At 68.1% G+C, this 12,865-nt stretch carries 12 protein-coding genes and 1 tRNA gene; 7 read left to right on the top strand and 6 right to left on the bottom strand.

Going from position 1 to position 12,865, the window contains the following annotated elements; all coding sequences use genetic code 11:
- Window positions 1–8 precede the first annotated feature (8 nt).
- The 3 genes from JF543_RS01985 to JF543_RS01975 all read right to left on the bottom strand — a co-directional run bounded on the left by JF543_RS01985 (window position 9) and on the right by JF543_RS01975 (window position 2,152).
- Window positions 9–1,430 carry an LssY C-terminal domain-containing protein gene (locus tag JF543_RS01985; RefSeq protein WP_206822577.1) on the bottom strand — a complete coding sequence of 474 codons (1,422 nt, stop codon included), beginning with the start codon at window positions 1,428–1,430 and terminating at the stop codon, window positions 9–11.
- Between the two features lie 61 nt (window positions 1,431–1,491).
- Window positions 1,492–1,959 carry a hypothetical protein gene (locus JF543_RS01980; RefSeq protein WP_206550858.1) on the bottom strand — a complete coding sequence of 156 codons (468 nt, stop codon included), beginning with the start codon at window positions 1,957–1,959 and terminating at the stop codon, window positions 1,492–1,494.
- Window positions 1,960–2,065: 106 nt separating this feature from the next.
- Window positions 2,066–2,152: transfer RNA gene (locus JF543_RS01975), tRNA-Leu, on the bottom strand.
- A gap of 289 nt (window positions 2,153–2,441) precedes the next feature.
- On the opposite strand from JF543_RS01975, the gene JF543_RS01970 reads away from it, so the two are divergent.
- The 7 genes from JF543_RS01970 to pknB all read left to right on the top strand — a co-directional run bounded on the left by JF543_RS01970 (window position 2,442) and on the right by pknB (window position 11,285).
- Window positions 2,442–3,125 (top strand): FhaA domain-containing protein, encoded by a 684-nt coding sequence (locus JF543_RS01970; protein ID WP_179409535.1) that lies wholly within the window; start codon window positions 2,442–2,444, stop codon window positions 3,123–3,125.
- A complete protein-coding gene (locus JF543_RS01965) occupies window positions 3,122–3,616 on the top strand; it encodes an FHA domain-containing protein FhaB/FipA (protein ID WP_206821384.1) in 495 nt (164 codons plus the stop codon). Before JF543_RS01970 ends, JF543_RS01965 begins: the two co-directional genes overlap by 4 nt.
- 14 nt (window positions 3,617–3,630) lie before the next feature.
- Window positions 3,631–4,938 carry a PP2C family protein-serine/threonine phosphatase gene (locus tag JF543_RS01960; RefSeq protein ID WP_206821385.1) on the top strand — a complete coding sequence of 436 codons (1,308 nt, stop codon included), beginning with the start codon at window positions 3,631–3,633 and terminating at the stop codon, window positions 4,936–4,938.
- A complete protein-coding gene (locus tag JF543_RS01955) occupies window positions 4,935–6,317 on the top strand; it encodes an FtsW/RodA/SpoVE family cell cycle protein (protein ID WP_179409538.1) in 1,383 nt (460 codons plus the stop codon). Before JF543_RS01960 ends, JF543_RS01955 begins: the two co-directional genes overlap by 4 nt.
- Window positions 6,318–6,333: 16 nt before the next feature.
- A complete protein-coding gene (locus JF543_RS01950) occupies window positions 6,334–7,791 on the top strand; it encodes a peptidoglycan D,D-transpeptidase FtsI family protein (RefSeq protein ID WP_206822576.1) in 1,458 nt (485 codons plus the stop codon).
- Entirely contained in the window at window positions 7,788–9,563 is a 1,776-nt protein-coding gene (locus JF543_RS01945) for a serine/threonine-protein kinase (RefSeq protein WP_206822575.1), read from the top strand. Before JF543_RS01950 ends, JF543_RS01945 begins: the two co-directional genes overlap by 4 nt.
- 105 nt (window positions 9,564–9,668) lie before the next feature.
- A complete protein-coding gene (gene pknB / locus JF543_RS01940) occupies window positions 9,669–11,285 on the top strand; it encodes a Stk1 family PASTA domain-containing Ser/Thr kinase (RefSeq protein WP_242519495.1) in 1,617 nt (538 codons plus the stop codon).
- Here pknB and JF543_RS01935 read toward each other — a convergent pair.
- From JF543_RS01935 to JF543_RS01925, 3 genes are read right to left on the bottom strand one after another with little or no spacing between them, the layout of a single operon-like run.
- Complete coding sequence (locus JF543_RS01935; RefSeq protein WP_206822574.1) at window positions 11,264–11,869, bottom strand: anthranilate synthase component II; 606 nt, start codon at window positions 11,867–11,869, stop codon at window positions 11,264–11,266. The genes pknB and JF543_RS01935 overlap by 22 nt on opposite strands.
- Window positions 11,866–12,021, bottom strand: coding sequence for a hypothetical protein (locus JF543_RS01930; RefSeq protein ID WP_179409543.1), 156 nt, complete (start codon window positions 12,019–12,021; stop codon window positions 11,866–11,868). Before JF543_RS01930 ends, JF543_RS01935 begins: the two co-directional genes overlap by 4 nt.
- On the bottom strand, window positions 12,021–12,833 hold the full coding sequence (locus tag JF543_RS01925) for a class E sortase (RefSeq protein WP_206822573.1): 813 nt from the start codon (window positions 12,831–12,833) through the stop codon (window positions 12,021–12,023). The genes JF543_RS01930 and JF543_RS01925 overlap by 1 nt, the downstream gene beginning before the upstream one ends.
- Window positions 12,834–12,865: the final 32 nt, after the last annotated feature.

Genomic DNA, 12,865 nt, shown 5'->3' with positions numbered 1-12,865 from the left:
GAGCGCATCTATGCGTCGCGCGCGGTATGCCCCTTCGGGCTTGTCATGTGCGCGCGACGCAGACGCAGGTAGCGGATGCGCCGCGTCCACGCGCTGGCACTGGCAGACGACAGCGCCAGCAGCACGAGGATGTCCAGCGGCAGCCCAAGCAGATTGGCGCGCAGGCTCACCGGCGGACCGCCGTTGAAGTAGTCGATGGCCGAGACGACGACCGAGATGACACTCAGCGTCATCGCCAGGATGCGGGCCCAGTTGCTGCCGCGATCGATCAGGCCGATGAGTGCGAACTGCGCGATCACACCGATCGTGGCCAGCAGGATCACGACAATCGCGGCGGTCTGCGCGACGACCTGAGCGTCCAGGTCGGCGTCGTCGACATCGACCACCAGCGAGGCGACGAAGGCATCCCAGCCGATGACGATGGAGGCGATGAACAGCAGCCCGGCGACAGCCCGCAACGCGAGCAGCAGCACGCCGAGGGTGATCGCGACGGGACGTCGATCAGCGGCCTCCTCGACCACGTCGCCGGCCGCCTCGTACTCCGGGCGCGCCGGCACGTTCCGCAGGTCGACGATGGGCAGATCGCCGTCGGTCGTGATCGTGTCGCCACCGCCATTGCGGGAGTGGTACCCGGTGGAGAAGTCGCGGATGACGTCGACCTGCGCATCGGGGCACGCCGTCGCGAGCGTGGAGACGATGTGGTCGCGCTCCACATCGGTATCGCGGTCGATCTTGTGAGTGATCTGCAGCGTGAACAGCGAGAAGCCCACGGCGCGGTCGAAGGTACCCGCGCCCAGCCAATCGGCCTCGCCTCCGCCCGGCAGCCGCCACCCTTCCGGGCAGCGCCAGAAGCGCACGTGGTGACGCTTGGCCGGGTTTCCCTCGACCTCCTGCTGGTAAGCGAGGTCCTGTACCCGCCCGAACAGCAGCAGCGGGCTGACCGGCGCCTCGTCGTAGCTGCGTCTCGTCAGCGTCGACGTGACGATACGCATGCTGGTGCGCGCGGTGACCGGGTCGGCGCGCGTCCATCCGGCATCCGCCATCGCTGACTCAAGCTGCGCCTGGCTGCCACGGATCGCGAGGTTGATGGGGTCGCCGAGCAGTCCGTCGCTCGTCCGCGCCCGCCCGATGAAGTACCCGGGCACGTAGATGCGGGTGAGGATGCTGTGCAGCCTCGGCAGCAGCAGGTAGGCGAGCAGCGCCCAGAAGAGCACGAAGAAGAGGAACAGCCACCAGCCCCAGCTGAGGCTCTCGCGGGCGAGCAACCAGGCCAGCCAGACCGCGGCGAGAGTGGCGACCACGAAGTAGACGTAATCGACGATCCGCCCGCGCCGCACGTGCAGCGGGCGGGCTGCACGTTTGCCCGGATCGCCGGGCACTCCGCTGTCCGCATCGCCGAAGCCGGCGGCTCGACCCTCTGTGCGGGACATACCGTCATAGTAGGTCGTCAGCGCGGTCGTCAAGCACCGACGTGCGACGGAACTTTCGGGGTCAGTACTCGTCTTCGGTGGGGCGCGGCCCGTTGGCGTCCTGACTCGCGAGAACAAGAGCGGTGATGGTGAGGGCGATCATGATGATCCCCGCCGGGTTGGCGACGCCGACGGCGACGTCGAGGGCGGGTTGGCGGGTGCCGCTGATGATGGTCTGCAGTCCGTCGGGTGTGATGTCGGGGATCGTGAGACCGAGAAGGATGCCGCATGCCCAGGCGCCGATGAGAGTGCCGCGCGTCGAGGGTCGCAGTGTGAACCCGCGGTCGGCCGTACGTGCGATGGCCCGGGCGATGAAGATGTGCAGCACGATGACCACGACGCCGATCATCAGGTACGCGGTGACGAGCTCACCCCCGGCGCCGAACAGGAAGCGGCCGAGCACGATCCACAGGGCGAGCGCCGTGCCGGCGACGAGAACGACGATGCCGCGGGACGTACCCGTCCGCGAGGACTGCTCAACAGACTCCATGCTTCGAGCCTAGGAGGCCCGGGTAAGAGTGCCTGCGCGGTTACGGGGCCGACTGGTGCGCGGAAACACGAGAGGCCCGGATCCTGAGATCCGGGCCTCTTTCCCGTGGTGCGCGAGGGGGGACTTGAACCCCCACGCCCTTGCAGGCACTGGCACCTGAAGCCAGCGCGTCTACCTATTCCGCCACTCGCGCATGTTGTCTTCCGTAGAAGCCAACCTCCCAAAGATATCACGGTTCTCCCCCTGCTCTTGCACACCCCCCGTAACACCCCCCGTCACCCCGTCGCCCCGTCACCCCCGTGAGAAACCACTTCCCGTCTGAAACACCACGTGCGGGGTGGTTTCTCGTACGAGAAGTGGTTTCTCACGGGGAGGAGGGCGTGACGCGGGCGGGTGAGATTCACTACTGCGCAACGTCGGGGGCGCGTTTTCAGGCCGCACCGATACGATGACGTGACCGATCAGCATGCCAAAGGAACCCCGTGGGACTACTCGACAGCTTTGAGAAGGGTCTGGAACGCGCCGTCAACGGCGCCTTCGCCAAGACCTTCCGCAGCGGCATCCAGCCGGTCGAGATCGCCTCCGCCCTGCGTCGCGAGGCCGACACGAAGGCCGCGGTCGTCAGCCGCGATCGGATCATCACCCCCAGCGACTACCTGGTGCGCCTGAGCCCCGAAGACGATGAGCGGATGCGATCCCTCGGCCGCGCACTGCATGACGAGCTCTACGCTCTGCTGACCAAGCACGCCCGCACGCAGGGATACAGTTTCGCCGGCCCGCTCTCGATCGCCATCGAAGCCGATGATCGCATCGCCACCGGCACCGTCCGCGTGAACTCCAGCTCCGTCGAGAGCCGCGTCAGCTGGCAGGGTGTCGTCGAGATCGACGGGCGACAGCATCCTCTCGCCGGCGCGCGCACCGTGATCGGGCGCGGCAGCGACGCCGACCTGACCATCGCCGACGCGGGCTCCAGCCGGCGCCACGCAGAGATCCTCTGGGACGGCGAACGCGCCCTGCTGCGCGATCTGGGCTCCACCAACGGCACCAAGCTCGAGGGGCAGAAGGTGCGCGAAGCCGCCCTGACGCCCGATGCGACCTTCACCATCGGTCGCACCGAGCTGACCTTCCGTGTCGTCCCGCTCACGAGCAAGGAGGGCACCCGATGAGTGAACTGATGCTGCTAGTGCTGCGCATCGGCTTCCTGGTGATGCTGTGGTTCTTCGTCTTCGGCGTCGTGTACTCGCTGCGTTCCGACCTGTTCGGCGTGCGCGTGCGCAAGATGCCGGCCGGTGAAGCGGGTGCGGCGCCCGTGGCATCCGCGCGCGCCGCCGCACCGCGCCCGACCGCATCATCGGCGCAGGTCGCGACGCGGCTGGTGATCACCTCGGGACCGAAGGTGGGGCTCGAAGTCCCCCTCGGCGCCGCTGACTCGATGACCATCGGCCGGTCCAGCGAATCAGGCCTGGTCATCCGAGACGACTACACCTCCAGCCACCACGCTCGCCTCTCGAAGCGGGGCGACATCTGGACCCTGCAGGACCTCGGCTCGACCAACGGCACCTTCCTCGCCGGCCAGCGTCTCGGCGATACCCCCACGCAGGTCGCCCTCGGCACCCCCATCAAGGTGGGCGCCACAACGTTCGAGCTGCGAGCGTAAGGGCGCGCACCACGATGGTCTTCGAGGGCTCGAGCGCCGCGATCTCCCACACCGGGAAGGTCCGCTCCAACAACCAGGACTCCGGCTACTCCGGCGCCAACCTGTTCGTCGTCGCCGACGGCATGGGCGGGCACGCCGGAGGCGACGTCGCCTCGAGCATGGCCATCGCCCGCATGGAGGGCCTCGACCAGGCCTACGCGAGCACCGACGACGCCCAGGCTTCGTTGCAGGCCGCGGCCACCAGCGCGGCATCCGACCTCGTGCGCGCGTCGAAGGAGCGCCCTGAGCTCGCCGGCCTCGGCACCACACTCAGCGCCATCGTGATGGTCGACGACTACGCCGTGATCGGGCATATCGGCGACTCGCGCATCTACCTGTATCGCGACGACGCGCTCACCCAGATCACCACCGACCACACGTTCGTCCAGCGCCTGGTCGACTCGGGGCGCATCACCGTCGAAGAAGCGCGCTACCACCCGCGCCGTTCGGTGCTGATGCGCGTACTCAGCGACATGGACATCGCGCCCGACCTCGACATGTTCGTCATGCCGACTCGGCCGGGCGATCGCTGGTTGCTGTGCTCGGACGGCCTGTCCGGTGTCGTCGACGACGAGCACATCGCCAAGGCGATGGGGCTCGGCCTCGCCCCGGGCCGCACGGCCGACAACCTGCTCAAGCAGGCGCTCGACGGCGGCGCCCCCGACAACGTCACGGTCGTGCTCGTCGACGTCGGTGGCGCGCATCCGCTCTCTTCCGGCACGCCCACCATCGTCGGAGCGGCGTCCACCCCGTCGGATCTGCCGATGCCGACCGTGCGCCCCTCGCTCAGCAGCTGGCTGCACCCGGTGCGGCAGGCCGCCAACGAGCCCAGCCACTTCGAGCCCGACTCCGACTACTTCGAGGAGATCATCGAAGAGGATCGCCGCCGCGCGCGTCGTCGACGCGCGGCATGGCTGGTGGCGCTGTTCCTCGCGATCGCCGCGCTCGTCGGCGCTGGGATGCTGGCGTACAACTGGACGCAGACGCGCTACTTCGTCGGCGCCGATGACGACAGCGTCGTGATCTTCCGCGGTGTGCAGCAGAACCTCGGCCCGATCTCGCTGTCGACCGAGGTGCACGACACCGGCATCCTGCTCGCCGATCTTCCCTCGTACCAGCGCGCCTCGGTCGAGCGCACGATCAACGCCCGTTCGTACACCGACGCGCTGGCGATCACCGAGCGACTGCGGGCCAGCGAGCTGGCCCCGGTTCCCGAGGCGACCCCGGTTCCTGAGATCTCGCCGACGGCGACGCCCCTGCCCACGGAGGTGCCGACACCATGACCGCCGTGAGTGCCGACACCAGCGTCGTGAAGGCGCTGAAGAAGCTTCGGATGCCGCAGAAGCAGCGCAACCGTGAGTTCTGGCTGCTGCTGTTCGCGATCGCGATCGCCGGCTCGGCCCTGACCCTGGTGCAGCTGGGCGCCCTAGGCGTCGTCGATCCGATGATCCTGGCGATCGGCGGCGGACTGGCCGTACTGGTCTTCGCGCTGCACATCGTGCTGCGCTTCGTGGCATCCGATGCCGATCCGTTCGTGCTGCCGATCGCGACGGTGCTCACCGGCCTGGGCATCGCGATGATCTACCGCATCGACATCGCCCAGAACAACACCGGCTGGGAAGCGTTCTCGACCAAACAGCTGGCCTGGACCGCGATCTCGATCGCCGGGGCGATCGCCCTGGTCGTACTGCTGCGCAATTACCGGGTGCTGTACCGGTACACGTACATCTCGGGCCTGGCCGGCATCGTGCTGCTGATCCTGCCGTTCATCCCCGGGCTCGGCGCGACGGGCGCGAACGCCGATGTGTGGGTATCGATCGGTGGCCTGTTCTCGTTCCAGCCGGGTGAGCTCGCAAAGATCTGTCTGGCGATCTTCTTCGCCGGCTACCTCGTGCGCACCCGCGAGAGCCTCAGCTCGGTGGGCAAGAAGTTCCTCGGCATCACCTGGCCGCGCATGCGCGAGCTCGGGCCGGTGCTGGTGGTCTGGCTGATCTCGCTGCTGATCATCGTCACCCAGCGCGACCTCGGCACCGGAATGCTGATCTTCGGCATGTTCATCGCGATGCTGTACGTTGCGACCGGCAAGACCAGCTGGGTGCTGATCGGCCTTGCGGGTGTCGCCGTCGGCGTGTTCTTCGCGACCCGGGTGCTTGCCTACGTGCAGGGTCGCTTCACGAACTGGCTCGACGCGTTCAACCCCGACGTGATCGCCGCCGACGGCGGCAGCTACCAGCTCGTCGAGGGCATCTTCGGCCTCGCGCACGGCGGGCTCATCGGCACGGGTTGGGGACAGGGCCGGCCGCACATCACGCCCCTGTCGCACAGCGACTACATCATCCCGAGTCTCGGCGAAGAGCTTGGCATCGTCGGGCTGTTCGCCATCCTGTGCCTCTACATGGTCTTCGTCAGCCGCGGCCTGCGCATCGGGCTGGCCGGCCAGGACGACTTCGGAAAACTGCTCGCTACCGGCCTGTCATTCACGATCGCGCTGCAGGTGTTCATCATGGTCGGCGGTGTCACCCGGGTGATCCCGCTGACGGGTCTGACGACGCCGTTCCTCGCTGCCGGTGGCTCGTCGCTCGTGGCGAACTGGTTGATCGTGGCGCTGCTGCTGCGCATCAGCGATGCCGTGCGTCGTCAGCCCAGGGTCGTGATCGGATGAGAGAGGTGGTGAACGGATGACGAAAGAGCTGCGCCGCCTGAGCTTCGTCGTGCTGGCGATGTTCCTGTCGCTGTTCCTGGCCACGAGCTGGATCCAGGTCGTCGACGCCGACAACCTCGCCCAGAACCCGGCGAACACCCGCACGCGTCTGGACAGTTTCGAGATCCAGCGCGGATCGATCATCGTCGACGGGGCGGCGATCGCGTCATCGGTGCCGTCGGATGACCGCTACCAGTACCAGCGGGTCTACACCGACCCGATGATGTGGGCGCCGGTCACCGGATACGTCAACCCCGCACTGAACTCGGCAACCGGCATCGAGAGCGCCTTCAACGCCGATCTCTCAGGCACCGGGTCGAACCGGTTCTTCAGCGAGATCGAGCGGATCCTGTCAGGGCAGCCCCAACAGGGTCTCAGCGTCGAGCTGACCTTGGATGCCCGCGCGCAGCGCGCGGCCTACGAGGCCCTGGACGGGCTGCAGGGAGCCGTCGTCGCTATTGAGCCCGCCACCGGTCGCGTGCTCGCGATGGCATCCACCCCCGGGTACGACACGAACACGCTCGCAGCGCACGACCCCGCGGCGGTGAACGCCGCGCACGACGAACTCGCCGCCGATCCGACCAAGCCGCTCTACAACCGGGGAATCGCCGGCAAGCTCAACCCGCCGGGCTCGACGTTCAAGGTCGTCGTGGTCGCCGCTGCACTGGCATCCGGTGACTGGACCATGGAGTCGACGCTCCCGAACCCCGCGCGCTACACCCTGCCGGGTACCTCGACGCAGATCTCGAACGCGTGGGGTGGCACCTGCGGCCCGGGGGAGACCGCAACCATCGCCGAGGCACTCAAGCTGAGCTGCAACATCCCCATGGCACAGTTGGCGGTCGCGCTCGGCGACGAGGCCATCCGCGAGACCGCCGAGAGGTTCGGGTTCAACACCGAGTTCGAGATCCCGCTGCAAGTCACCGAATCGAGCTACCCGCGCGGACTGAACGACCCCGAGACGGCGCTCACCGGATTCGGACAGGGGCAGGTCACGGCGACGCCGCTGCAGATGGCGATGGTCTCGGCCGGGGTCGGCAATGCGGGAACGGTCATGAAGCCGCGCATGGCGGATGCCGTCATCGGTGACGACTTCGCTGTGCACCAGCAGTTCACCGACGAGGCGTTCGATCAGGTGCTCGACGCCGAGGATGCCGCCGCGCTGACTGCCGTGATGGTCGCGGGCGTCGAGTCGGGAGCCGCGACGGGTGCAAGAATAGATGGCGTCGATGTCGCCGGAAAAACAGGCACAGCGCAGAACGGTGAAGACGCACCGTACACGCTGTGGTTCACAGGTTTTGCGCCCGCGGATGATCCGCAGGTCGCAGTGGCGGTCCTCGTCGAAGACGGCGGTGGAAAGGGTCAGTCGGGAACGGGCAATGAGCTCGCCGCCCCGATTGCGAAGAAGGTCATAGAGGCGGTGCTGGGCAGATGAGGCCGACGCAGGGTGTGTCGTTCGGAGGACGCTACGAGCTGCTGTCGCGTATCGCGATCGGCGGCATGGGCGAGGTGTGGGAGGCGACGGATCACGTCATCGGCCGCACCGTCGCCATCAAGATCCTCAAAGACGAGTACATGGGCGACCCCGGGTTCCTCGAGCGCTTCCGCGCCGAGGCCCGTCACGCCGCACTGGTCAACCACGAAGGCATCGCCAGCGTCTTCGATTACGGCGAGGAGAACGGCTCGGCCTACCTCGTCATGGAGCTCGTGCCCGGTGAGGCGCTGTCGACGATCCTCGAGCGTGACGGTGCGCTGAGCGCCGACAAGACGCTCGACATCGTCGCGCAGACCGCAGCCGCGTTGCAGGCCGCGCACGCGGCCGGGCTGGTGCACCGCGACATCAAGCCGGGAAACCTGCTGATCACCCCCGACGGCCGCGTCAAGATCACCGACTTCGGCATCGCACGCATCGCCGACCAGGTGCCGCTGACGGCCACCGGTCAGGTCATGGGCACAGTGCAGTACCTGTCGCCCGAGCAGGCGTCGGGGCACCCGGCGTCGCCCGCGACCGACATCTACTCGCTCGGTATCGTCGCGTACGAGAGCCTTGCCGGCAAGCGCCCGTTCACGGGTGAGTCGCAGGTCGCGATCGCGATGGCGCAGATCAACGAGCAGGCGCCTCCGCTGCCGGCGACCGTGCCGCAGCCGGTGCAGAACCTCGTGATGGCGATGATCGCCAAGAAGCCCGCCGACCGGCCGTCTTCGGCCGCGACCGTCGCCAGGGCCGCGCAGGCGCTGCGCCGCGGCGATCTGAACTCGGCCGCGATCGCCGTTCCCGCCATCGCGGCGGCCGCCGGTGCGGCCATGCTCGACGACGCCACGCGGGTGCTCACGGGTGCAGACGATGCCACGCGCATCATGCCGACGACGGCGCAGCTTCCCACTGAGGGAGCCGCGGAAGGCGAAGAGACCGAGAAGAAGAAGCGCAGCCCCTGGACCTGGCCGCTGGTCGCGCTGATCGTGCTGCTGGTGCTCGTGCTGGTCGGCACGCTGTGGGCACTGTTCGGCAACCCGCAGGACCGCGACGAGACCCCGAGCACGCCGCCGACCTCGCAGTCGGAGACGCCCTCTGACGAGCCCACGCCGTCCGACACTCCCACGGCGGCGACAGTCAATGTGGGCGATCTGAACCTGGTCGGCATGGCCTGCCCGGATGCGGTGGCGATCCTCGAGCAGAACGGCCTTGTCGGCGAGTGCGTGGCCGGGAACACCCCGGCCCCCTCTGCGGATCAGCAGAACCGGGTGCAGAGCGTCAGCAACACGGGCAATGTTCCCGAGGGCACGACGATCACGCTCACCACGTACGCGGCCCCCGTCGAGATTCCAGCACCAGGCTCGGCACCGACCCTCAGCGGCGACGCCGTCGAGGGGGAACCCGTGACGCTCAACTGGACCAACTTCGAATGCCCTTCTGGCGTGCCCGCGCTCTCGGCGTACTCGGTCAAGCTGACTAACGCGGTCTTCAGCGACACGAACAACGCCGAGCAGAGTTTCGGCCCCAACCAGCGCACCGCGGAGATCACGATCAACGACGGCACCGCCGGGCAGCAGGTCACCGCATCATATGTTGCGTACTGCGGAGACGAGCGCCCCTCGCCCCGTTCACCCCAGATGGAGGTGCTGATCGTTCAGGCGACGCCGGACGGCGGCAACGGCGGCGGAAACGAACAGGGCTCCGGCGACGTGGTTCCGCCCGTCGGCGGGTAGCCTGTTAGCGAATCAGACAGCACCGAGAGAGGGTCATCTGTGTCGACAGAGCCGCGCATCATCGCGGGCCGCTACCGAGTGGACGAGGTCATCGGCCAGGGCGGCATGGCGAAGGTTCATCGTGGCTACGACCTGACCCTCGGGCGCGATGTCGCGATCAAGATCCTCGACCCCGATCTCGCTCGTGACGCCGCGTTCCGCACACGGTTCCGTCTTGAAGCGCAGGCGGCGTCGCGCATGTCGCATCCGTCTATCGTGCGCGTGTACGACGCCGGTGACCCGGGCGCCCAGGCAGAGCCGTACATCGTCATGGAGCTCGTGCACGGCACGTTGCTGAAGGATCTGATCGCTGACGGACCGGTGCCCGTCGCCGACGCCATCCGGTACACCGACGGCATCCTCGAGGCTCTCGACTACTCGCACCGCGCCGGCGTCGTGCACCGCGACATCAAGCCGGGCAACGTGATGGTGACGACCACCGGTGCCGTGAAGGTGATGGACTTCGGCATCGCGCGTGCCGTGTCGGACTCGTCGTCGACGGTCGCCGAGACCACGCAGATCATCGGCACGGCAGCGTACTTCTCGCCCGAGCAGGCCAAGGGCGAGTCGGTCGATGCGCGCACCGACCTGTACTCCGCCGGCGTGGTGCTCTACGAGCTGCTCACCGGGCGCCAGCCGTTCCGCGGCGACTCGCCGGTGGCGGTCGCCTACCAGCACGTCAGCGAGACGCCCGAGCCACCGAGCGAGCTGAACGAGGCGTTGCCCCGGGTATTGGATGCCATCGTGCTGCGCGCCCTGGCGAAGGACCCGTACCAGCGCTTTCCCGACGCGGGCTCGTTCCGGGCCGCGCTGAAGGAGGTCGCCGCCGGCTACGCACCCACCAAGAAGGACATCGGGGCGCTGACCAGCGAGCTGTACGGCCCCAGCCCGCGCCAGGCCCAGGAGACCGCGCGGTCGCTGCGTCAGCTGAGCACCGATGCCACCATGACCCGCACGCAGTCCGGCCCGCCGGTCGCGTGGATCTGGGCCGGCGTCGCTCTGCTGGCCGTACTGCTGATCTCGGTGCTGTTCTGGGTGATCAGCCTGGCGAGTGCTCCGAAGGAGGTGCCGACCACCACGGTGACCGTGCCGAGCGTGGCGAACCTGACCTCGAGCGAGGCTGAAGAGGCGCTCACGGACGAGGGTCTGGTCGCCGACCTGCGTGATGAGGCGAGCACCGACGTCGACGAGGGCAACGTGATCCGCACGCAGCCCGCCGGCGGCGAGAAGGTCGACGAAGGCACCACGGTGATCGTCTACGTCTCCACCGGCGCCGACACCGTGACGATGCCGAGCATCGAGGGACTCACGCAAGACGCCGCGACCAAGGCGCTCACCGATGCCGGCCTCACCCTGGGCACGGTACGACAGCAGAACGACCCCGACACCGGGGCAGGAATCGTGCTGAGCGCGAGCGTCGAGCCCGAAGCAGAGGTGGCTCCTGACACCGTCGTCGATCTCGTGGTCGCCAATGGCCGGGTCACCATCGAAGACATGACCGGCTGGTCACTGGATGCCGCCACCCGCCAGCTCGAGAAGCTCGGCCTGACGGCTGCGCCCGTCGAGTTGGGCACGTGCTCGGACGGTCAGGTCCCGGGCGTGGTGGTCTCGATGTCAGAGGCCCCGGGCGAGGTGCCGATCAACTCGACCGTCGAGCTGCGTCACTGCGTCGCCGGCGAGTGAGTCGACGCGGCGACCCCTGACAGCCAGTTCTGCAGCATCCGATGCCCGCTTTCGGTAAGCACGCTCTCGGGGTGGAACTGCACGCCGACGATCGGTAGCTCCTCGTGAGCGACGGCCATCACGGTGCCGTGCTCGGCGCGCGCGGTGACGCCCAGCGTCGCCGGCAGATCCGCGAGAGCGAGCGAGTGGTAGCGCCCGGCGTCGAAGGGCGATCGGATGCCCGTGAACAGCGCCGAACCGTCGTGAGTGACGTGCGACACCATCCCGTGCATCAGTTCGGGGGCGCGTGCCACGGTTGCGCCGAATGCCTCGCCGATCGCCTGGTGTCCGAGGCAGACGCCGAGCAGGGGCATCCGCCGGTCTGCCGCCAGCCTTACGACGGCGACGGATGCACCGGCGTCGGCGGGTGTGCCGGGCCCGGGTGAGATCATCACCGCATCGTGTGCACCGAGCAGCGCCGGCCAGTCGGCGTCGGACGCATCGGCCTCGACCATCGTGACGTCCGCGCCGAGTTCGCGCAGGTATCCGATGAGGGTGTGCACGAAGCTGTCGTGGTTGTCGACGACCAGCACGCGCACGCTCATGCCAGGTCGACCTCTTCGGGCAGGATGTACGGGCTCACCCACGGGAAGACGTGGAAGAACAGGGCGTACAGCACGGCGGCGAGCACGATCAGTACGATCAGCAGCCGCACCCACCACGGGCCGGGCAGCAGGCGCCACAGGGCGGCGTACATCAGCGGACTCCTTCGGACGGTGCGGCTCCGGCCGACGGCGTCGCCGCCTCGACCGATGCCAGTGATGCCGGCGGGCCCTCGGCCCTCGGCTGGAACGACTCGAACACGCCGTAGGCGACGATGCGCTCGGCGAGCGAGTACAGCGGTGAGCACGCGGTGAGGGTGATGTAGCGCTCGTCGGTGTCGAGCTCGGGCATCTGGGGCACGTCCAGCAGCACATCCACCTGGGTGGGCGTGACGTACTGGAGAGTGCGGAAACGGTACGTGAACCAGCCCTCGGGCGTCTCGACCACGATCGCGTCGTCCAGCTTGAGCTTGTCGACCTTGTTGAACGGCATGCCCCACGTGGTGCGATGACCGGCCAGTGAGAAGTTGCCCACCTCACCGGGCATCTTCGACTGCTCGTAGAGCCCGATGCCGATCGTGTCGAGGGTGCGGGCGCGGCTGGTGCCGCCGGCGATGTGCACGTTGTAATCGTCGCCGAACCGGGGGATGAGCATGTTCGCGAAGATCTCGGCGTCGTCCGGGTGGGGCAGCACGGGCGGCTCGTAGACAAGCTCGCCGTCCTGCTCGATGGCGGGCGGCGGCTCGGGGGCCGGAACGGCCGCCCATTCCTGCGACAGCTCGGCGCCCTTGGCGTTGTTCTCGGCGCCGATGATGATGTCGCCGATCCACATCTGCCAGGCGACGAACAGCAGCACGAGCGTGCCGGCCGTCAGCAGCAGCTCGCCGAGGACGCTCGTGAAGGTCGCCCTCGGGCGCGATCGGCGCGCTGCGCGGCTCGATCGGCGCGAGGAGCCGTGTTCGTGCATAGGGAAAGTCTATTCACCCGGGCTAGACTGAC

Source organism: Microbacterium esteraromaticum (assembly GCF_017303215.1).
GTDB lineage: Bacteria > Actinomycetota > Actinomycetes > Actinomycetales > Microbacteriaceae > Microbacterium > Microbacterium esteraromaticum_C.
Note: the sequence above shows the minus strand (reverse complement) of the source record. Positions and strands in the feature narration are given on the sequence as shown.

Excerpts from the sequence above, each read along its gene's own strand:
- JF543_RS01985 (WP_206822577.1), bottom strand. The coding sequence starts at position 1,430 with ATGTCCCGCACAGAGGGTCGAGCCGCCGGCTTCGGCGATGCGGACAGC.
- JF543_RS01980 (WP_206550858.1), bottom strand. The coding sequence starts at position 1,959 with ATGGAGTCTGTTGAGCAGTCCTCGCGGACGGGTACGTCCCGCGGCATC.
- JF543_RS01965 (WP_206821384.1), top strand. The coding sequence starts at position 3,122 with ATGAGTGAACTGATGCTGCTAGTGCTGCGCATCGGCTTCCTGGTGATG.
- JF543_RS01960 (WP_206821385.1), top strand. The coding sequence starts at position 3,631 with ATGGTCTTCGAGGGCTCGAGCGCCGCGATCTCCCACACCGGGAAGGTC.
- JF543_RS01955 (WP_179409538.1), top strand. The coding sequence starts at position 4,935 with ATGACCGCCGTGAGTGCCGACACCAGCGTCGTGAAGGCGCTGAAGAAG.
- JF543_RS01950 (WP_206822576.1), top strand. The coding sequence starts at position 6,334 with ATGACGAAAGAGCTGCGCCGCCTGAGCTTCGTCGTGCTGGCGATGTTC.
- JF543_RS01945 (WP_206822575.1), top strand. The coding sequence starts at position 7,788 with ATGAGGCCGACGCAGGGTGTGTCGTTCGGAGGACGCTACGAGCTGCTG.
- pknB (WP_242519495.1), top strand. The coding sequence starts at position 9,669 with ATGGCGAAGGTTCATCGTGGCTACGACCTGACCCTCGGGCGCGATGTC.
- JF543_RS01935 (WP_206822574.1), bottom strand. The coding sequence starts at position 11,869 with ATGAGCGTGCGCGTGCTGGTCGTCGACAACCACGACAGCTTCGTGCAC.
- JF543_RS01930 (WP_179409543.1), bottom strand. The coding sequence starts at position 12,021 with ATGTACGCCGCCCTGTGGCGCCTGCTGCCCGGCCCGTGGTGGGTGCGG.
- JF543_RS01925 (WP_206822573.1), bottom strand. The coding sequence starts at position 12,833 with ATGCACGAACACGGCTCCTCGCGCCGATCGAGCCGCGCAGCGCGCCGA.